At 73.0% G+C, this 19,058-nt stretch carries 19 protein-coding genes; 5 read left to right on the top strand and 14 right to left on the bottom strand.

Annotation, left to right across the window (positions count from 1 at the left end):
* Positions 1-56 precede the first annotated feature (56 nt).
* Positions 57-704 (bottom strand): TetR/AcrR family transcriptional regulator, encoded by a 648-nt coding sequence (locus ACGFIQ_RS30360; protein WP_393248919.1) that lies wholly within the window; start codon positions 702-704, stop codon positions 57-59.
* A gap of 57 nt (positions 705-761) precedes the next feature.
* Here ACGFIQ_RS30360 and ACGFIQ_RS30355 point away from each other — a divergent pair, with 57 nt between their 5' ends.
* From ACGFIQ_RS30355 to ACGFIQ_RS30345, 3 genes are all read left to right on the top strand, one after another.
* Entirely contained in the window at positions 762-2,162 is a 1,401-nt protein-coding gene (locus ACGFIQ_RS30355) for an MFS transporter (protein WP_393248918.1), read from the top strand.
* Between the two features lie 51 nt (positions 2,163-2,213).
* Positions 2,214-3,401, top strand: a complete 1,188-nt coding sequence (locus tag ACGFIQ_RS30350) for a hypothetical protein (RefSeq protein ID WP_393248917.1) — start codon at positions 2,214-2,216, stop codon at positions 3,399-3,401.
* A gap of 193 nt (positions 3,402-3,594) precedes the next feature.
* Positions 3,595-3,936, top strand: a complete 342-nt coding sequence (locus tag ACGFIQ_RS30345; protein WP_030327608.1) for an RNA polymerase-binding protein RbpA — start codon at positions 3,595-3,597, stop codon at positions 3,934-3,936.
* Between the two features lie 71 nt (positions 3,937-4,007).
* Here ACGFIQ_RS30345 and ACGFIQ_RS30340 read toward each other — a convergent pair whose 3' ends face one another.
* The 9 genes from ACGFIQ_RS30340 to ACGFIQ_RS30300 form a co-directional block, all read right to left on the bottom strand.
* The gene (locus ACGFIQ_RS30340; protein ID WP_393248916.1) at positions 4,008-4,526 is read right to left on the bottom strand and encodes an FxsA family protein; all 519 of its coding nucleotides are present in this window, start codon (positions 4,524-4,526) and stop codon (positions 4,008-4,010) included.
* Positions 4,527-4,595: 69 nt separating this feature from the next.
* Positions 4,596-5,405 (bottom strand): polyprenol monophosphomannose synthase, encoded by an 810-nt coding sequence (locus ACGFIQ_RS30335; protein WP_357523786.1) that lies wholly within the window; start codon positions 5,403-5,405, stop codon positions 4,596-4,598.
* Between the two features lie 34 nt (positions 5,406-5,439).
* Positions 5,440-7,074: an apolipoprotein N-acyltransferase gene (lnt, locus tag ACGFIQ_RS30330; RefSeq protein ID WP_393249036.1), complete on the bottom strand. Its 1,635-nt coding sequence runs from the start codon at positions 7,072-7,074 to the stop codon at positions 5,440-5,442.
* 517 nt (positions 7,075-7,591) lie between these two features.
* Complete coding sequence (locus ACGFIQ_RS30325) at positions 7,592-8,929, bottom strand: glutamate mutase L (protein WP_393248915.1); 1,338 nt, start codon at positions 8,927-8,929, stop codon at positions 7,592-7,594.
* 40 nt (positions 8,930-8,969) lie between these two features.
* Positions 8,970-9,374 (bottom strand): hotdog domain-containing protein, encoded by a 405-nt coding sequence (locus tag ACGFIQ_RS30320; protein ID WP_393248914.1) that lies wholly within the window; start codon positions 9,372-9,374, stop codon positions 8,970-8,972.
* A complete protein-coding gene (locus ACGFIQ_RS30315; RefSeq protein ID WP_393248913.1) occupies positions 9,371-10,126 on the bottom strand; it encodes an OAM dimerization domain-containing protein in 756 nt (251 codons plus the stop codon). Before ACGFIQ_RS30315 ends, ACGFIQ_RS30320 begins: the two co-directional genes overlap by 4 nt.
* The gene (locus tag ACGFIQ_RS30310) at positions 10,123-11,682 is read right to left on the bottom strand and encodes a lysine 5,6-aminomutase subunit alpha (protein ID WP_393248912.1); all 1,560 of its coding nucleotides are present in this window, start codon (positions 11,680-11,682) and stop codon (positions 10,123-10,125) included. The genes ACGFIQ_RS30315 and ACGFIQ_RS30310 overlap by 4 nt, the downstream gene beginning before the upstream one ends.
* Positions 11,679-13,244, bottom strand: a complete 1,566-nt coding sequence (locus tag ACGFIQ_RS30305; RefSeq protein WP_393248911.1) for an amidohydrolase — start codon at positions 13,242-13,244, stop codon at positions 11,679-11,681. Before ACGFIQ_RS30305 ends, ACGFIQ_RS30310 begins: the two co-directional genes overlap by 4 nt.
* A gap of 4 nt (positions 13,245-13,248) precedes the next feature.
* On the bottom strand, positions 13,249-14,298 hold the full coding sequence (locus ACGFIQ_RS30300; RefSeq protein ID WP_393249035.1) for a zinc-binding alcohol dehydrogenase: 1,050 nt from the start codon (positions 14,296-14,298) through the stop codon (positions 13,249-13,251).
* A gap of 154 nt (positions 14,299-14,452) precedes the next feature.
* Between ACGFIQ_RS30300 and ACGFIQ_RS30295 the strand changes: the two genes are divergently transcribed.
* The gene (locus ACGFIQ_RS30295; protein WP_393248910.1) at positions 14,453-15,844 is read left to right on the top strand and encodes a KamA family radical SAM protein; all 1,392 of its coding nucleotides are present in this window, start codon (positions 14,453-14,455) and stop codon (positions 15,842-15,844) included.
* A gap of 108 nt (positions 15,845-15,952) precedes the next feature.
* Here ACGFIQ_RS30295 and ACGFIQ_RS30290 read toward each other — a convergent pair whose 3' ends face one another.
* The 3 genes from ACGFIQ_RS30290 to ACGFIQ_RS30280 form a co-directional block, all read right to left on the bottom strand.
* Positions 15,953-16,834, bottom strand: coding sequence for a polysaccharide deacetylase family protein (locus ACGFIQ_RS30290; RefSeq protein WP_393248909.1), 882 nt, complete (start codon positions 16,832-16,834; stop codon positions 15,953-15,955).
* Positions 16,835-17,027: 193 nt separating this feature from the next.
* Positions 17,028-17,369, bottom strand: a complete 342-nt coding sequence (locus ACGFIQ_RS30285) for a YnfA family protein (RefSeq protein ID WP_393248908.1) — start codon at positions 17,367-17,369, stop codon at positions 17,028-17,030.
* 74 nt (positions 17,370-17,443) lie between these two features.
* Entirely contained in the window at positions 17,444-17,638 is a 195-nt protein-coding gene (locus ACGFIQ_RS30280; RefSeq protein ID WP_393248907.1) for a CsbD family protein, read from the bottom strand.
* A 157-nt stretch (positions 17,639-17,795) separates the two neighbouring features.
* On the opposite strand from ACGFIQ_RS30280, the gene ACGFIQ_RS30275 reads away from it, so the two are divergent.
* Entirely contained in the window at positions 17,796-18,407 is a 612-nt protein-coding gene (locus ACGFIQ_RS30275; protein WP_357067322.1) for a histidine phosphatase family protein, read from the top strand.
* Here the strand turns inward: ACGFIQ_RS30275 and ACGFIQ_RS30270 are convergent.
* Positions 18,337-18,867: an Lrp/AsnC family transcriptional regulator gene (locus tag ACGFIQ_RS30270; RefSeq protein WP_393248906.1), complete on the bottom strand. Its 531-nt coding sequence runs from the start codon at positions 18,865-18,867 to the stop codon at positions 18,337-18,339. The genes ACGFIQ_RS30275 and ACGFIQ_RS30270 overlap by 71 nt on opposite strands.
* Between the last annotated feature and the right edge of the window lie 191 nt (positions 18,868-19,058).

Below are 19,058 nucleotides of genomic sequence, written 5' to 3'. Positions count from 1 at the left end.
GCCGCCCCCCACTTAATCCAACGTCCGATGGATAATCGTCGTGCGGCGGCGACGCGTCAAGGGGCCGGCGACCCGTACAACCCGTCGAGCAGGCGATGCACGAACGCGCGGAACTCGCGCCGTTCCCGGGCGCCAGGCGCGCCGGCGGCCAACGCCACCACGTGCCCGTGCGTCGCCCAGACCAGGCTGCGAACGGTGATGTGCGGGGTCGGCTCGGCCAGCGCGCCGGTCGCCGCGGCGGCGGTGAGCAACTCCGCGACCAGCCGGTACAACGGTTCGGCGTAGCGCTTGTCGAGCTCGGCGTGTCGCTGCGGTTCCAGCCAGCGGCGCAGCCACAGCGCGGTGGTCTCCGGGCGGTCTTCGAGGAAGTCGACGAAGACGTCGACCAGCTCGTGCAGGGCGCGTCGCGCCGCGTCCGGCCCCGCGTCGAGAGCGGCGCGGGCCCGCTCTGCGGCCTCGGTGAGCACGTCCCGCTCGGCGGCGAAGACCCGGGCGAAGCAGGCGTCGTAGAGCGCCGCCTTCGTACCCGTGTGGTGGGCGACAGTGGCGACGTCGACCCCGGCGGCGGCGGCGACCTCCCGCAGCCCGACGGCGTCGAAGCCACGCTCGGCGAACAGCGCGGTCGCCGCGGTGAGCACCACCTCGCGGGTCGGTCGGGTCTCCTCGCGCCGCGGTCGACCGGGACGGCGTCGGGGCATGGTCATGGCCGCCATTCTGCCCCTAGAATCCAGCAACCGTTGGATTACCGAGGGGATGCGGCGATGACCGGGCTGGACCGGCGGCCCGTGGCCGCCACCGACGCGACGCTACCCCGCGGCCCCCTGGCCGGCTTCGCCGCCGGGTCGCTCGGCATGGGGATCTGGGTGACAGTGCCCGGCCTGCTGCTGCTGTACTTCCTCACCGACGTGCTGGCGGTCGGGCCGTGGTTGGCCGGCCTCGCGCTGCTGCTGCCGAAGATCGCCGACGTGCTGCTGCACCCGTGGGTGGGGCACCGCGCCGACGTCGAGCAGACCCGACGCGGCGACCGCCGTCGCCTGCTGCTGCTCGGCTGCGCCCTGCCTGTCGCGTTCGCCGCGCTCTTCGCGGTGCCCGGCGGGCTGACCGGCGCACCGGCGGCCGCCTGGGTGGCCGTGTTCTTCGTCGCCGGCAACCTCCTCTTCGCCGCCTACCAGGTCCCCTACCTGGCCACCCCGGCCGACCTGCGGATCGGCTACGACGAACGCACCCGGCTGATGGCGTTCCGGATGGTCGTGCTGACCCTGGGCATCCTGGTCTCCGGGCTGCTGGCCCCGCTGCTCACCGGCGGCGACGCCGCCACCCGGGGCGGCTACCAACGCATGGGGGTAGTCCTCTCCGTCGGGATGCTGGTGGCCATGCTGGTCGGTGTCGCCGGCATCGCCCGGCTGCGCGGGTCCGCGGCGGGCAGCGTCGGGTCCGGGCACGGCGGGTGGCGGGCGTTGCGCACCGCCCTGCGCGACAGGCAGTTCCGGTGGCTGGTCGCCGCGTACCTGGCCATGTCCACGACCACCCACCTGGTGCTCGCCGGGGTGCCCTACTACGCCGAGTACGAGTTGCGCGCGCCCGGTCTGACCACGGTGCTGGTGGCCGCGTTCGTGGCGCCGGCGCTGCTGATCACGCCGGCCTGGCTGGTGGTGGCCCGCCGCGTCGGCAAGCAGCGGGCGTTGCTCGGTGCGCAGGGCGCGTTCGCCCTCGGTTCGCTGGTGCTGGCGGTGGGTCGCCCGGCCGGCCTGCCGGTGCTGGTCGGCGCGGTGGCGGTGCTCGGTGTGGCGTTCGCCGGCATGCAACTGCTGCCGTTCTCGATGCTGCCCGACGTGATCCGCGCCGCCACCGACACCAACGCTGCCGAAACGACCGCCGCCAGCGGTGCCGAGACCACCACCGCCAGCGGTGCCGGCACCTACACCGGGGTGTGGACGGCCACCGAGGCCACCGGTGCGGCGCTGGGCCCGTACGCGTACGCGCTGTGCCTGGCCGTTGGTGGTTTCGTGGCCTCGACGGCCGGTGAGTCCCCGACGCAGCCCGACGCGGCGCTGGCGGCGGTCCGCTACGGCTTCGGGTTGCTGCCGGCGGTGGCGATGCTCGCGGCGCTGCTGCTGCAACGCCGCTACACCCTGGACGCGAGCGCCCGCGCGGCGAGCTGACCCCTGGCGCGGTGTGGGCGGCCGGCGCCGCGGCACTAGACTGCCACCTCGATGGATGCCCAGCCCACCACCACCGAGACCCGTCCCTGCGCCCACTGTGGAGCACCGGTGCCGCAGCGTGTCGGCGCGGGCCGACCGTTTCGCTACTGCCGGGACAACGACGGCGCCTGCCAGCGGGCCTCACGTAACAGCCGGATGCGGCACCGCAACGCGCCCGGCCTGCCGGGGCAGGTGGCCCGCACCTGGGAGGCGGTGGACCGCCTCGATCAGATCGTCGAGACGTTGACCGAGTCGCTGCACGCCGAGTTGTCGCCGGTGGGGGTGCAGCGGCAGATCGCGCAGGCTCGTGCCCAGGCCGCCACCGAGGTCGCGGCGGCGCAGACCGAACGTGACGAGGCCCGCGACGACGCCGAGACCGCCGCCGCCGACGCGGCGCGCGCCCGCGAGCAGGCCCGCGCGGCTCTCGCCGAGGCCGACGACGCCCGCCAGCGCGCCGAGCGGGCACACCAGCAGGCCACCGCCGCCGACGAGCGCACACAGCGCGCCGAGGCCGCCCGCGACCAGGCCCGGCACGACGTCAGCGCCGCGCAGGCGCTGCGTGAGCAGGCCGAACGGGACCGCGACCAGGCCCGCGTCGAGGTGCGGGACCTGCGCGCGCAACGCGACACCGAGCGGCAGCGGGTGGCCGACCTGACCGCCGAACGCGACGCGGTGCGCGCCGACGCCGAGCGGGCCACCCGGGTCGCCGCCGACGCGACCGAGCGGGCCGGGCGGTGGCAGGCCGAGGTGCAGGACGTGCGGCGTCAGATCGAGCAGGCCCGCGCCGACGCGGCGCGTGCCCGCGCGGAGGCCGCCGACGCCACCCGCGCGCGGGAGCAGGCCGACCGGGCCCGCGACCGGGCCCAGGTCGCCGCCCGGGAGGTCGACGACGCCCGGCAGGAGGCCGCGGAGTTGGCGACGCGGCTGCGCGCTGAGCTGGCCGCCACCGCCGCGCAACGCGACGCGCTCACCGTCGAGGTGACCGCGGCCCGGCAGGCGGCGGCCACCGCCGAGAGCCAGGTCACCACCCTGACGGTACGACTCGACGCCGCCGAGACCGACCGGGACCTGGCCCAGCGGCGGGTGGCGCAGCTCGGTGACCAGGTCAGCGACCTGGCGGTGGCGCTGGCCCGGCTCGGGTCGGTGCCGCAACCGGCTGAGTCGGGCACGGCGCAACCTTCGCGACCTCCGGGCGGTTAACCTCCCTGGTGGCAGCGGATACACCCCGTTGCGGCCCGGCTGGGGATCACCTGGCCGGGTGCGCGTCCCGGCCGGCTACCCTTGGGTCGCGGCCCACCCCCGTGGACGCCTCACGCCCTCGGGCGGGAATGGCTCGACGGGAACGCACCGTTACACCGAGAAGACCAGCACCACGAACGAGGGGAAGTCGATCATGGGCGAGCGTATGCTGCGCGGAAGCCGCCTTGGCGCGGTGAGCTACGAATCCGACCGCAACACGGAGCTCGCGCCGCGTCAGACCCGCGAGTACCTCTGCGCCAAGGGCCATCAGTTCGAGGTGCCGTTCGCCGTCGACGCCGAGGTCCCGACGACCTGGGAATGCAAGTTCGACGGCAGCGTCGCCCGACTCGTCGACGGCAGCGAGCCGGAGCAGAAGAAGGCCAAGCCGCCGCGTACCCACTGGGACATGCTGCTGGAGCGGCGCTCGATCGCCGAGCTTGAGGACATCCTCGAGGAGCGCCTGCAGGAGGTTCGGACCCGCCGCGGCCGCGCCTGAGCCGCACGACGAACGACGACGGCGCCCCCGGGGTTCTCCCCGGGGGCGCCGTCGTGTCCGCTCGTCGCTGTTCAGTTTCGACCGGGCTCGACGATCTCGCCCTCGATGGCCCGACCGCCGTCGACGACCACCGGCTGTTCCGGTTGCGGGGTCGGTTGGGGCGCACCCTGGCGCACCCGCACCGTGCGGGGGCCGAACAGGTCACCGGCGACCATCGACGACACCCGCCGCTCGGTGGCCCGTCGCACACCGGCGCGGGCCAGACGGCGCACCGGCGGCACCAGCAGCAGCAACCCGACCAGGCCGCTGACCAGCCCGGGCACCGCCAGCAGCAGGGCACCGGCCAACCCGACGAGCCCGTCGGTGACCTGCCCCCCGGGTGGCTGCCCGGCCGCCGCGGCGGCGCGGAACCCCCGCCAGGCGCGCATCCCCTCCCGGCGCAGCAGCACCAACCCCAGCAGGGACGCGGCGAACACCAGCAGCACCGCCGCGCCGAACCCCAGCGCCCGCCCGACACCGACGAACACCGCCAACTCCAGCACCACCGCCAGCAACAGGGCCAACGGCACGAACCTCAGTCCTCGGCGCATCTCACCTCATCGCCATTCTGTGCGGGCACCGTGGGCGTGCCCCGCCCATCCAGCATGACACGGCCGCGCTCACGGCCACCGCACCTGACCGGAGGGGGTGCCGTGCAGGCCACGGCGCACCGCCTGGCGGCGGTCCTGCACACCCCAGGTGGTGATCCGCCACAGCGCCTCGGCCACGATCCGCGGGCTCATCTTGCTGTCTCCGCGTTCCCGTTCGGCGAAGGTGATCGGCACCTCCACGATCCGCACCCCGGCCCGGTGCGCCAACCGGGACAACTCCACCTGGAACGAGTAACCCTGTGACGTCACCGACCCCAGGTCGATGGCGTCCAACGCGCTGATCCGGTAGACCCGGTAACCGCCGGTGGCGTCCGAGACGGGCATGCCCAGGGCGAGACGCGCGTACAGGTTGCCGCCGCGCGACAGCAGCAGCCGCCGCAACGGCCAGTTGACCACCCGCGCGCCGCTGGTCCACCGTGACCCGATCACCACGTCGGCGTCGCGGGCGGCGTCCAGCAACGCCGGCAGGTCCTCCGGCGCGTGCGACCCGTCGGCGTCCATCTCCACGACCGCCTGGTAGCCGCGCTCCCGCGCCCACCCGAACCCGGCCAGGTACGCGGCACCCAGGCCCTGCTTGCCCTGACGGTGCAGCACCTGCACGTGCGCGTCGCCGTCGGCGAGGGCGTCGGCGATCGCGCCGGTGCCGTCGGGGCTGTTGTCGTCGGCGATGAGGATCCGCACCGCCGGGACGGCACGCCGCAGACGGCCCACGATCACGGCGATGTTGTCGGCCTCGTTGTAGGTGGGGATCACCACCAACACCCGGCCCACACCCGGCACCTCGTCCGGGCGTCGGATCGTATCGGTCGCCTGGATCACGGTTCCTCCGCTCCCGCCGGCGTACCGGCTGTTGCTATCCGGGCCTGACCCGCTGCCGCCGGCGCAGCACCGCCGCGCCGATGAGGGCCGCCACGGCCAGCGCGGCGAGCGTCACCTCCGGCCACCAGCCGAGGCGGGTGGCGAGGGTACGTCCGTCGTCGAGCCGCAACTGCCGCACCACGACCTCCCGGGTGTTGAACCCGGTGGCATCGCTTACCCGCCCGTCGGGTGCGACGAACCCGGACACGCCGACCGTGGACGCCATCAACGCCGGCCGGCCGTGCTCCACCGCCCGCAACCGGACCATGGCCATCTGCTGGCGGGCCTCGGCCACGTCGAAGGTGGCGTTGTTGGTCTGCACCACCAGCAGTTGCGCGCCGCCGTCGACGGTGTCGCGGACCACGTGGTCGTAGGCGACCTCGAAGCAGATCACGTCACCGAGCACGACGGGCCCCGCCCGTACCACACCCGGGGTGCTTCCGGGTACGAAGTCCGCCCGGATCAGGTCGACCTGCTTGCTGACCATCCGGGCGATGTCGCGCAGCGGCACGTACTCGGCGAACGGCACCGGGTGGCGTTTGGTGTACAGCTGGCTCAGGTCGGCGCCGGTGCCGGGCCGCCACAGGATGCCCGCGTTGCGGACCTGCCCGGGGCCGGGGCCCAGCAGCACCGCGCCGACCAGGATCGGGGCGCGGACCGTGTCGGCGGCCTGGGAGATCCGGGCCCCGGCGGTGGGGTTGCGCAGCGGGTCGATGTCGCTGGAGTTCTCCGGCCACACCACCAGGTCGGGTTGGCGCTCCTGCCCGGCGGCGACCCGCGCGGCCAGGTCGATGGTGGCGTCGACGTGGTTGTTGAGCACCGCCTGCCGTTGGGCGTTGAAGTCCAGGCCCAGGCGCGGCACGTTGCCCTGCACGATCGCGACGGTGACCGTGGCGCCGGACCCGGCGGTGGCCACCGGCACGAGCAGACTCCCGACGACCACCGCGACCGCCACGACGGCCGGTACGCCCACCGGCGCCCACCGCCGCCCCCGGGTGACCCGTTCGTCCTGCGGGCCGTCAGCGGGCGGTGTGGCGTCCTGCGGGGTGTGTCGGGCGGTGACCCAGCCCCGCCAGGCGGCGGTGACCAGCAACCCGCCGACGAGCGCCGTCGCGAAGGTCACCAGCGGGGCACCGCCCCACGCGGCGAGGCGCAGCAGCGGCGAGGTGTCCTGGCTGAACGCCAACCGCCCCCACGGAAACCCGCCGAACGGGGTGCGGTCGCGCAGCGCCTCCTGCCCCACCCACAGCAGCCCGGTCAGCACCGGCCACGCCCACCGGACACGGTCGGCCAGCGGCGACACCCAGGCGGTGGCCACGCCCAGCAGGGCCAGGTAACCGGCCTGCAGCAGCGACAGCAGCACCCACGGCAGGTAACCGGTGTGCAGGTTCGTCCAGGCCAACATCGGGGCGAAGAGCGCCACCCCGGTGAGGAAGCCCAGGCCGGCGCCGGCGCGCAACCGCCGCCGGTGTGCGGCGGCGGCCAGCAACGCCACCCCGACCGGCGCGAGCGGCCACACCCCGTACGGGGGGAACGCCACCAGCAGGGCCAGCCCGGCGGCCAGGGCCAGGGGCACGGCGACCGTCAGCGGCAGCGGCCCACCGGTGGTCACCGGTGGGGGCAGCACCACTGCCGGGGTGGGGGTCTCATCCCGGTCCAGAACCGTCACCGCTTCACCTCGATCACAGGGCGAAGGCTACCTGGCTGGCCTGCGCACCGGCCGCGTCGGGCCGTCGGGCACAGACCGCCCAGCGGACATGAAATCGGGGCGCGGCTGACGCCGCGCCCCGATGCTCCCAGGCCCTTCCCGGCCGGTGTGGCGAGGATGGGGCACGACGACCTTCGGACCGACCAGGCGTGGACTGGCTGCCCCCGCCGGGCCGTTGTCTACTGGCCGTGCACCTCACCCTGCCCGTACACCGGTAACCGCGGCCGGTTCGCGCCGCCCCGCCGACCCCCGCCCGCTGGACCTGGCCGCCGCGACGATGACGCTCAAAAATGTCGCTCGGCCAGCGGACGAGAGGACGAAGCGAACAACAGCCGCTTCCCGTGGTAGGACTCAAAGACGGTACGTGCCGACCCCCGTCGGTTGTCAACCCGCCCGGGCCTGTCGTGTGTTGCGCCACGGCGTGTCGGGTCGGCGAGTCTCAATGCGTGCGCAGATGGTGACGCAGCAGCGCCTGCGCGGTGCCCCGGTGTTCCGCGGCGAGCAACCCCCCGGCGGCCAGCACGTAGTCGGCGTCGACGACCGCCGCGGCGGCACGGGGCAACGCCCACCCGCCGGCGTGGTCGGCGAGGACCGCCGCCAACACCTGACCGGACGCGTCGGTCGGCGCGTGCCGCAGCACCCCACCGGAGCCCACCAGCAGCCGCACGTCGCGCAGGTCCCGCCCGGCCCGCTCGCCGGTGGCGGCACCCCGGGCGTGCCGGCGCAACGCCACAGTCGCCGCGAGGGTGGCGATGCGGGCGTCGACGGCCCGCTCGACGTCGTCCACGGCCAGGAACGCCGGGTCGGCCGCCCGGCGCGCCACGGCGGCACCCAGGTCGTCGGACTCGTCGGCGGTGAGCAGCCGCTCGTCGGCAGCGGCCCGCACCACCCCGGGGGCGCTCCACCGCATGCCCAGGTCACCCTCCACGGTGCGGGCCCGCCACAGGCTGCCGGCGACCTCCCGGCCCGGCCCGGTGGCCCGCTCGTCCGGGGTGAGCACCGAGTACACGTCGGTGGTGGCGCCACCCACGTCGACCACGGCCAGGTCACCGCCGAGGGTGTCGGCGAGCACCTCCACACCGGTGAGCACCGCGTCGGGGGTGGCCGCGCGCACCAGCCGCGCGAACCGGGTGCCCCTCGACAGCCGTTTCCCACCGATGACGTGGCGCAGGAACACCGCGCGGATCGCCGCCCGCGCCGACGCCGGGGCGAGCACCCCGATGCGTGGCAGGACGTTCTCCGCGTCGGTGACCGGCACCCCGGCGTCGCGCAGCAGCCCGGTCAGCTGCTCGCGCACGTCGGCGTTGCCCGCGTACACCACGGGTCGCCGCCACCGGGCCCGGGCCAGACGGGTGGCGTTGTGGGTGACCGTGTCGGCGTCGCCGCCGTCGGTGCCACCGACGAGCAGCACCACGTCCGGGCGGGCTGCCCGCAACGCCGTCAGGTCCGCCGCACCGAGCCGACCGGCCGCGACGTGCACCACGTGCGCGCCAGCGGACAACCCGACCCGCCGGCCCGCCTGCGCGGTGACCAGCGGCTCGTAGCCGACCACGGCCAGCCGCAGCCCACCACCGGCCGACGAGCACACGTACCACGGCACGTCGCGCACCCCGAGCCCGACGGTGGCCGCCGCGACCGCGGTGTCCAGGCCGTGCAACACGTCGGTGCCCACCGTGGTCGGCGCGGCCGCCGCACCGACCAGGACACCGGCGGCCAGGTCCACCACCGCCACCTTGGTGTACGTGGACCCGACGTCCGCGCAGACCGCCAGGCTCACGAGTTTCCCTGTTCGCGACTGCGGGGCTCGCAACCCCGGCTCACTCCTCGCGACTCACGGCGGCGGGAACGACCACGGTGCCGGTCGCGGTGACCGCCACGATCGGCGGATCGAGGACCTCCGCGGCGGACTCGCAGCGGTCCGGGCGGCCCCGACACACCACCGCGCAGGACAACTCCAGGGTGCGGCTGCGGGTGCCCACCCGCGACACCCGCGCGGTCACCTCCACCACGTCACCGGCCCGGATCGGGGCACTGAACCGCACGTCGGAGTACCCGGCGAACAGACCCTCGTCGGAGTCGGTGCGGATGCACACCTCCGTGGCAACGTCCCCGAACAGGGCCAGGGCGTACGCCCCGTCGACGAGGTTGCCCGCGTAGTGGGCGTGCGAGTACGGCACATACCGCCGGTGCGTCACCGTCAACCCGAGCCGTTCGTCGGTCATGCTGTCGCCTTCCGCTGCGTGATCAGGGCGTGCACGAGGTAGCTGGCCACCTCGCCGGGCGTGGTGCCCCGACCGAAGATCCGGTCCACGCCCAACTCGTCGGTCATCGACTCGTCGAACCGGGGACCACCGACGATCAGCAGCGGCCGCCGCCCCGCCGGCATCGCCTCCCGGAACGCCGCCGACATCTCCCGGGTGTTGTGCAGGTGCGCGTCGCGTTGGGTGACCACCTGCGACACCAGCACCGCGTCGGCCTTCTCCACCCGGGCGGTCTCCACCAACTCCGGCACGCTGACCTGCGCACCCATGTTGGTGACCTTCAACTCCCGGTAGTACTCCAGGCCCTTCTCCCCCGCGATGCCCTTGACGTTGAGGATCGCGTCGATGCCCACGGTGTGCGCGTCGGTGCCGATGCACGCCCCGACCACCGACAACTTGCGCCGCAACCGCTGCTTGATCACCGTGTTGACGTCCTTCGCCGACAGCAACGCGAAGTCCCGCTCCACCACCTGCACCGCACCCAGGTCGACCAGGTGGTTGACCCGCCCGTACACCACGAAGAACGTGAACCCGTCACCCATTCCCTTGGCGTGCACCACCATCGCCGGGTCGATGCCCATCCTGTTGGCCAACTGCACCGCCGCACCCTCGGCCCGCTTGTCGTGGGCCACCGGCAGGGTGAACGACACCTGCACCATCCCGTCACCGGTGGTGTCCCCGTACGGCCGCACAATCTTCTTTTCCCCGCTCACGCGGCGGCCTCCAGGATGTCGGCGGCCGGGTTGCAGTAGTCGGCCTCGTGCGCGGCGACCCCGTCCAGGCCCTTGCCCCGGTCGGCGGGCCGCTTCATGATCCCGAACGTGCCCTCGGCGATCGCCGTGAGCAACGTCTGCTCCCCAATGCGCTCCAACAGATCCAGTGCCTCACCGAGGACCTGGTTGGCGCGGCGGCGGATGAACCCGCCCGGCGCCGGCACGAAGTCCTCGTGCAGCCCACCGGCCGCACCCAGCACGTAGCGCACGTTCTGCAGGGCGATGTCCCGATCCGACAACCACGGCGTCACCACCGCCTCGGTCATCATCCCCACCAACAGGATCCCCTGACCGGTCATCGCCCCGGCCAGGTTGAAGAACCCGTCGAGCAGATTGCCCCGGAACACGTCACCGGTCATGTGCTTCGTCGGCGGCATCCACTTCAACGGCGCATCGGGGAACAACTCCCGCGCCAGCAGGGCGTGCGCCAACTCCAGGCGGAACGACTCCGGCACCTCCGGGTTGATCTCGAACGCGTGACCCAACCCCAACTGCCAGTCCGCCAACCCCGCCTCGTGCGCAAAGAACTCGTTGAGCAACTGCGACACCGTCACCGTGTGCGCCTCGTCCACCGCGTCGGCGGTGGTCAGGTAGTTGTCCTCACCGGTGTTGATGATGATCCCCGCGCGGGCGTGCACCTGCCGGGAGAACCGCTGGTCGACGAACGTCCGCACCGGGTTGATGTCACGGAACAGGATCCCGTACATCGAGTCGTTGAGCATCATGTCGAGGCGTTCCAACCCGGCCAGGGTCGCCATCTCCGGCATGCACAACCCGGACGCGTAGTTGGTCAACCGCACGTAGCGGCCCACCTCCCTCGACGACTCGTCCAACGCCGCACGCATCAGCCGGAAGTTCTCCTGCGTGGCGTACGTGCCGGCGAACCCCTCCCGGGTCGCACCCTCGGGCACGTAGTCCAACAACGACTGCCCCGTGGAACGGATCACCGCGATCACGTCCGCACCGGCGCGCGCCGCCGCCTGCGCCTGCGGAATGTCCTCGTAGATGTCACCCGTCGCGACGATCAGGTAGATCCACGGCCGCTGCTTCGGATCACCGTGCCGCCTGATCAGCCGGTCCCGCTCGGCGCGCCGCCGGTCAATGCGCCGGACGCCCGCACCGACCGCCCTCCGCGCCGCCGACCGGGCGGCCGTGGCCGCCCGCCCGGACGGCACGGCGAACCGCACCGACCCGGCGGCGGCCTTCTGCGCCAGCAACGTCACATCCGTCATGCCCTCCCGGGCCAGGGCGTCGAACACCGGCACCGCCACCCCGTGCCCCAACCCCACATCCGCGGCGACCGCGTCGACGAGCCGGTTGACCCACGGAATGCCGTCCGGGTCGGCGCCGGCCACCCCGGCCAACCGCAGCACCGCCCGCTCCACCGACACCGTCGTGTGGCTGCGCGCCAGGTCCACCACCGGCTGCCCGGCCCGCCGCGCCAACTCCCGCGCCCGCGCCACCAACACCGGATCAAGATCAAGCTTCCCGGTCACGATGACCCTTCCTCGTAGATGACCTCACCGCGCAGCACCAACCGCCGACACACCGGCAACGGCGTCGGGTCGTCCGGACCCCGCAGGTCCGGGTCCTCCGCCAACAGCACCGGCAGACCCCGCTCCACCCCCGCCGGCGTCGACCACACCGCGAACGTCGCCGGCGCACCCAGCGCGAGAACCCCCTCGGTGTCCAGGTGCACCGCCCGCCACCCACCACGGGTGTGCGCGGCGAACGCCGCCCGCACACTCATCCGCTGCGCCCGGTTGTGGTGCGCCGCCGCCGCCCGCACCGACCCCCACGGATCCAACGGCGTCACCGGCGAATCCGACCCGAACGCCAACGCCACACCCACACCGTGCATCGCACCCATCGGGTTCGACTCCAACGCCCGGTCCAGACCCAGCCGCGACTCGTACATCCGACCCGCACCACCCCACAACCTGTCGAACGCCGGCTGCATACTCGCCACGACCCCGTACTCCACGAACCCGGCGATCAACCGCTTGTTCATGATCTCGGCGTGCTCGATGCGGTGCCGGGCCGCCCGCAGCCGCTCCACACCCAGCGTCCGCGCCGCCGCCGCGAAACCGTCCAGCACCGTGCCGATCGCCGCGTCACCGATCGCGTGGAACCCACCCTGCAAGCCGTGCGCCGCGCAGTCCAGCAGGTGATCACGCACCTGCTCGGCGCTCAGGTAGGCGTGCCCACAACCGTCACCGTCGCCGTACGCCTGCGACACGTGCGCCGTACGCGCACCCAACGCACCATCGGCGAACAGGTCACCACCGGCACCCACCGCACCCAACTCCCGGGCCCGCGCCGCACCACCCAACTCACCCCAGTACCCGTACACCTCCGGCAACCCCGCCCCCGAGATGCCCAACAGGCCGGTGAAGTCCTCCTCGTCGGAGATCTCCGGCCCACCGCACTCGTGCACGGCCGCGATGCCCAGCGACGCAGCGTGCGACAGGGCCACCCGCTGCGCGGCGACCCGCTGCGCCCGACTCACCGACCCCTGCGCCGCCGCCCGCACCACGTGATGCGCGTCGCGACGCAACCACCCCGACGCGTCGTACCCGGTCGCCTCCACCACCTGCGGACACGCCGCCAACAACGCCGACGACACCAACGCCGAATGCAGCGACGCCTGCGACACGTACACCTGCCGCCCACCGGCCGCCCGGCCCAACGCCGCCGCGTCCGGCACCGTCGCATCCGACCAGGCCGACTCGTCCCAGCCGTGCCCGAGCACCACCGCGTCCGCCGGCAGGCCCGCCGCGAACCCGGCCACCGCGTCCAGCAACTGCCCGGCCGAACGCACCCCGGCCAGATCCAGCCCGGACAACGCCAGCCCGGTGTCGGTGGCGTGCACGTGCGCGTCGACGAACGCCGGCGTCACCAACGCACCACCCAGATCCACCACCTTCTCGGCCGGCGGCGCGTCACCGTCGGTCCCCAACCAGGTGATCCGCCCACCGGACACCAGCAGCGCGGTGGCGCTCGGGTCGGCGGGGCAGTGCAGCACGCCGCCGCGATACAACGTCGAGGGGTTCGTCATGGCCTCAGTGTGCCGCGATCCGCGCCGTGAACAGCTGACGCACCCCAGGCTCGGAGCGCAACAGCCCCAGCGCCAACTCCGCGTGCCCCGGCACGTACCCGTTGCCCACCAGCATCGTCACGTCCGCGGCCAACCCCTCGGCACCCAACGCCGCCGCGGAGAAGCTCGTCGCCATCGAGAAAAAGATCACCGTGCCACCGTCCGCGGTGGCCAGAACCGCCCCGTGCTCACACCCCGGCACGTCCACGCACACCACCGTGACGTCCGCCGGCGCCCCCAACGCGGTGGTCACCGCCGTGGACAACCCCACCGGGTCCCGTGCGTCGGCCACCGCCACCACCGACGCCAGGCCGGCGGCCGTCAGCGCGTCGCGCTCCGCCGCCACCGGCACCACCCCGACGGTACGCGCCGCACCGGCCCCCCGCGCGGCGGCCAGCGACAGCGACCCGCTCTTGCCGGCCCCGCCGATCACCGCCACCCGCACCGGCGTCGGATCACCGGCGCGACCACGGTCCTCGACGTAGCGCGACACCACCCGCGCGGTCAACGCCGGCGCCCCGCACACGTCCAACACCGCCAGGGACAACTGCGGGTCCTCGTCCTCGGGCAACACCGCGGCGATGGACCGCGCGAACAGGATCGCCCACCCGTCACACGGCACCTGCTCGCTGCGCCCGTCCCAGCGGGCCAGCCCGTCGGTGATCACCAACGGCGTCAGGGTCAACGACACCAGGGTGGCGACCCGCTCCCCCACCCTGAGCCCCAGCGGGGACCGCCGACCCGCCTCCTCGACCGTGCCGATCAGCATCCCACCCGACCCGGTCACCGGGTTCTGCATCTTGCCCCGCGTGGAGATGATCTCCAGCACCTCGGCGCGGACCGCGTCCCCGTTCCCGCCGTGCTTCTCCGACAACTGTCGGAAACTCGCCGCGTCCAGGTTGAGCCGCCGCACCCGGATCCGCACCTCGTTCGGCGCGATCGCCGCCGACGCGTCCAGGCGCCAAGCCGCCTGCGGCAGCACCCCCGCCGGTTGCACGACGCGGTGCAGTCCCACCGGTGACGTCACGCCAACCCTCCCCTGCCCAGCCGCTCGAAGCCCCGGTCAAGGCTCGCGTAACGGGAAAACTTACGGCAGACTAATTTCTTCACCGAATATTTTCCAGTAGCGTTCGCGCTCCGATGACCAGCCGCACCACCGAGGAGGGGCCGTGACCCAAACCATCCCGCACCCGAGTCACGCCCCGGTCGCCACACCGACCGCCGGGCAACCCTACGAATACGTCCGCCGCCCCCTCGTCGAACCCGACTGGACCCGCTTCCCCGGCTGGCGCCACATCACCCGCGACCAGTGGGAATCCGCCCAGTGGCAACGCGTCAACTGCGTCAAGAACACCAAACAGCTCCGCGCCGTCCTCGGCGACCTCGTCGACGACACCTTCTACGCCGACCTCGAAGCCGACCAGAAGGCCCTGGCCACCATGTCCATGCTGGTGCCACCCCAAATGATCAACACGATGGTGCCGTTCGCGACCCCCACCACCGAGGCGCTGCTCGCCGACCCCATCCGCCGCTACATGATCCCCGTCGCCTCCGACCGCCGCACCGACTGGCCCTCACACCCCTACGCCAGCCGCGACAGCCTCCACGAACACGACATGTGGGTCGCCGAAGGCCTCACCCACCGCTACCCCACCAAGGTCCTCGCCGAACTGCTCTCCACCTGCCCGCAATACTGCGGGCACTGCACCCGGATGGACCTCGTCGGCAACTCCACCCCCGCCGTCGACAAACTCAAACTCACCCTCAAGCCCGTCGACCGATACGACGCCCACATCGCCTACCTCAAGGCCCACCCCGGCGTCCGCGACGTCGTCGTCTCCGGCGGCGACGTCGCCAACGTCCCCTGGCGCAACCTCGAGTCGTACCTCATGCGCCTGCTGGAACTGGAGACGGTCCGCGACATCCGGCTCGCCACCAAGGCCCTCATGGGCCTACCCCAACACTGGCTGCAACCCGACGTCGTCGAGGGCCTGGAGCGCGTCGCCCGCACCGCCGCCCGCCGCGGCGTCAACCTCGCCATCCACACCCACGTCAACCACGCCCAGTCACTCACCCCACTTGTCGCCAAGGCCGCCCAGACCGCCCTCGACGTCGGCGTCCGCGACGTCCGCAACCAGGGCGTCCTCATGCGCGGCGTCAACGCCACCACACCCGAACTGCTCGACCTCTGCTTCGCACTCCAGGGCGAAGCCGGGATCCTGCCGTACTACTTCTACATGTGCGACATGATCCCCAACGCCGAACACTGGCGCGTCCCCGTCTGGCACGCCCAGCAGCTCCAACACGACATCATGGGCTACCTCCCCGGCTACGCCACCCCCCGCATCGTCTGCGACGTGCCCTTCGTCGGCAAACGCTGGGTGCACATGCTCACCGACTACGACCGCGAACGCGGCATCTCCTACTGGACCAAGAACTACCGCACCTCCATCGAAACCGCCGACCTGGAGGCGCTCAACAAGCGCTACGCCTACTACGACCCGATCGACACCCTCCCCGCCGACGGCCAGCAGTGGTGGACCGACCACCGCGACGACTGACCCCCGTCACCGGGCCCGGCCGGACCACGCTGATGTCGGTGAGTCATCTTGATGACTCACCGACATCAGACTCGATGGAGATATGGGCCCCTCACGCCGTCGACCCGCTCAGCCGCCCCGGACGCCGGCCAGCACCTCGGACAACGGCGCCGGCTCCAGGCCTCGCTCGCGCAGCCCGGCCAGGATGTGCGGCAACGCCTCGTCGGTCATCGCCGCGTTCGCCTCGGTCACGTGCATGATCACCACCGAGCCGGGGCGGACGTGGTCCAACACCGCCCGCACCAGCGGCCTCCACGCGGTCGCGAAGGGATCCCCGCTGACCACGTCCCCGTCGACGACAGTCACACCCAGCGGCGCCAGGGCGTCAAGCGTCGCCGCGTCATGGCACAGCCCCGGAAAGCGGAAGTACCGGGTCTGCCGACCCCCGTACGGCTTGATCACCTCGAACGTCTTCGCCACGTCCCCGGCCAACTCGTCGACCGGCAGCGAGGGCAGGTCGTAACAGTCGGCCGTGAACGCCGCGTGCCCGTAGGTGTGGTTGGCCAACTCGAAGCGCGGGTTGCCGGCGATCCGCCGGGTCACGTCCGGATACCGCTGCACCCACTTGCCGGTCAGGAAGAACGTGGCCGCCACCTCGTCGCGCTCCAGCAGGTCGAGGATGCGCAGGTTCGCGTACGACTTCACCCGGCCGGCCCGCAGGCTGGTCAGCATCCCGTCGGTCATGTCCGCGTCGAAGGTCAACGCGACCCGGTTGCCCCGCCGGGGCCCGTGATCCACCACCGGCGCCCGCGCCCCCACCCGCGTCGCCCCGGGCACCGTCGCAACCGTCGGCGCCGGAGTGGCGCTGACGCTGGCCGCCGGACCGGCCGACGAACCGACGAAGACCGGCCCGGCCGGCGGCGGCACACGGGACGCCGTGCACGCGGCGCTGCCGACGACGACCACCGCAACCAGGACGCCACACAACGGGCGAGCCCAAGGTCGAATCACGCCGCAGATCATCGCAGAAGTGAACGGGGCTCACTGTCCCTCAGCACCCGGAACCGGCCGGACCACCGGTGCGCCGCCGGTGATCCACTCGGGTTTACCGATACCGCGCTGTCCCACCCGCCCGGACACCCCGACATCATGAAACCCGAGTCGATCACCCGACCAGCGGACGACGCGGAACCCGCACGGGCGGCTACGCCGAACCGCCACGGGGGGCGTACATGATGACCGCGACGCCGAGCAGGCAGAGCGCCGCACCGGCCACGTCCCACCGGTCCGGGCGGAAGCCGTCCACCACCATCGCCCAGCCCAACGAACCCGCCACGAACACCCCGCCGTACGCGGCCAGGATCCGGCCGAAGTGCGCGTCCGGCTGGAACGTGGCGACGAAGCCGTAGCAGCCCAGCGCGACCACCCCGGCGGCGATCCACCACAGGCCCCGCTGTTCGCGCCAGCCCTGCCACACCAGCCAGGCGCCACCGATCTCGGCCAACGCCGCCAGCACGAACAACACCAGGGAACGCAGCACCATCACCGGCCGACACTAGCCGCGGACAGCGACGGGTCCCCGGGCGGCAGTGGCGCCCGGGGACCCGTGGACCGCTCAGGTCACTTCGTGAAGGAGTCCTTCACGTTGCGACCGGCGTCCTTCATGTTCTGACCGGCCTGCTTGGCGCGCGCCTCACTCTCCTGGCTGGCGCCCTCGCCACGCATCCGCTCGTTGTCGGTCATGTCGCCGACGCGCTCCCGTGCGGCGCCGGCCATCTGCTCGACCTTGTTTCGTGCCTTCTCGGTGAAGCTCATCGCGCCTCCTCGGTCTGGCGGTTGTCCTCGCTCGCTTGCCCGCTCTCCGGGTGCCGAAACCGGCGGTGCCGGTCGGCACACCCGCTAAGGCATCCTAGGAAGATAGGTTGAGGGAGGGTCGCCTGCTGAGGGTCGGTCACGATGGTTAACTTGCCGCATGGGAGAGCTCCTGCTGATCCGGCACGGCGAGACCACCTGGAGTGCCAGCCTGCGGCACACCTCGTACACCGACCTGGAGTTGACCCCCGACGGCGAGCGACAGGCGCGCACGCTCGCCGCGTTCCTGGCCGGGCGGCGGTTCGCGACGGTGCTGTCCAGCCCCCGCTCCCGGGCGCTGCGCACCGCACAGCTCGCCGGCCTCACCGTCGACGCCGTCGACGAGGACCTCAGCGAGTGGAACTACGGCGAGTACGAGGGCCGCACCACCGTCGACATCCACGCCGACCAACCACACTGGAACATCTGGACCGACGGATGCCCCGGCGGCGAGTCACCCGCGCAGGTGGGCGAACGACTCGACCGGGTGCTGGCGCGCGTCACCCCGCTGCTCGACCGGGGCACCGTCGCACTTGTCGGGCACGCGCACAGCCTGCGGGTCCTCGGCGCCCGCTGGATCGGCCTGCCCCCGTCCGCCGGCGGACGGCTGCGCCTGGAGACCGCCACGGTCAGCGCGCTCGGTCACGAGCACGGTCGGCAGGTCATCCTGCGCTGGAACCAGCCGGCTCCTCCGGCGCCCGGGACCGCGACCGACTCGGTGCCGCCGCGCTGAGCTGACCCGGTGCCGCCGCGCCGATCTTCGGCGGCCGGTTCTCGTACGGGGTGGACAGCACCACAGTCGTCCGGGTCGTCACGTTCGCCGAGGTGCGGATCTCCTGGAGCACCCGCTCCAGGTCGGCCGGGCTCGCCACCCGCACCAGCAGCAGGTAGAAGTCCTCCCCCGCCACCGAGTAACACGAGTCGATCTCGGGCAGGTGGGCCAGCCGCTCCGGCGCGTCGTCCGGCTGCGACGGGTCGAACGGGCGGATCGCCACGAACGCGGTGAGCGGCAGGTCCAGCGCCTCGAACGACACCCGGGCGGCGTACCCCTTGATCACCCCTCGCTGCTCCAGCCGGCGCACCCGCTGGTGCACGGCGGACACCGACAACCCCACCTTCTCGGCCAGGTCGGTGTACGACAGTCGGCCGTCGGCGGTCAGCGCGGCGACGATAGCGCGGTCGATCTCCTCCACGGCGTGCAACCTACCGGGAAAACGGCCCGACGGCGACGAGGTACCCGCCGGGGGGGGGGGGGGGGGGGGGGCGGCCGGGCCCCCCCCCCCCCCCCCCCCCCCCCCCCCCCCCCCCCCCCCACCCCACACCCCACCCCCCCCCCCCCCCCGCCCCCCCGCCGCCCCCCCGGCCCCCCCCCGCGCCCCCCCCC

It is taken from the genome of Micromonospora sp. NPDC048898, assembly GCF_043198035.1.
In the GTDB taxonomy this organism is placed as follows: Bacteria; Actinomycetota; Actinomycetes; order Mycobacteriales; family Micromonosporaceae; genus Micromonospora.
The sequence above is the reverse complement of the archived record's forward strand: the minus strand, read 5'-3'. Positions and strand labels throughout refer to the sequence as shown.

Coding starts and splice junctions, on each gene's coding strand:
- ACGFIQ_RS30350 (WP_393248917.1), top strand. CDS start 2,214: ATGGATGCCCAGCCCACCACCACCGAGACCCGTCCCTGCGCCCACTGT.
- ACGFIQ_RS30340 (WP_393248916.1), bottom strand. CDS start 4,526: ATGCGCCGAGGACTGAGGTTCGTGCCGTTGGCCCTGTTGCTGGCGGTG.
- ACGFIQ_RS30280 (WP_393248907.1), bottom strand. CDS start 17,638: ATGAGCTTCACCGAGAAGGCACGAAACAAGGTCGAGCAGATGGCCGGC.
- ACGFIQ_RS30360 (WP_393248919.1), bottom strand. CDS start 704: ATGACCATGCCCCGACGCCGTCCCGGTCGACCGCGGCGCGAGGAGACC.
- ACGFIQ_RS30345 (WP_030327608.1), top strand. CDS start 3,595: ATGGGCGAGCGTATGCTGCGCGGAAGCCGCCTTGGCGCGGTGAGCTAC.
- ACGFIQ_RS30355 (WP_393248918.1), top strand. CDS start 762: ATGACCGGGCTGGACCGGCGGCCCGTGGCCGCCACCGACGCGACGCTA.
- ACGFIQ_RS30305 (WP_393248911.1), bottom strand. CDS start 13,244: ATGACGAACCCCTCGACGTTGTATCGCGGCGGCGTGCTGCACTGCCCC.
- ACGFIQ_RS30275 (WP_357067322.1), top strand. CDS start 17,796: ATGGGAGAGCTCCTGCTGATCCGGCACGGCGAGACCACCTGGAGTGCC.
- ACGFIQ_RS30320 (WP_393248914.1), bottom strand. CDS start 9,374: ATGACCGACGAACGGCTCGGGTTGACGGTGACGCACCGGCGGTATGTG.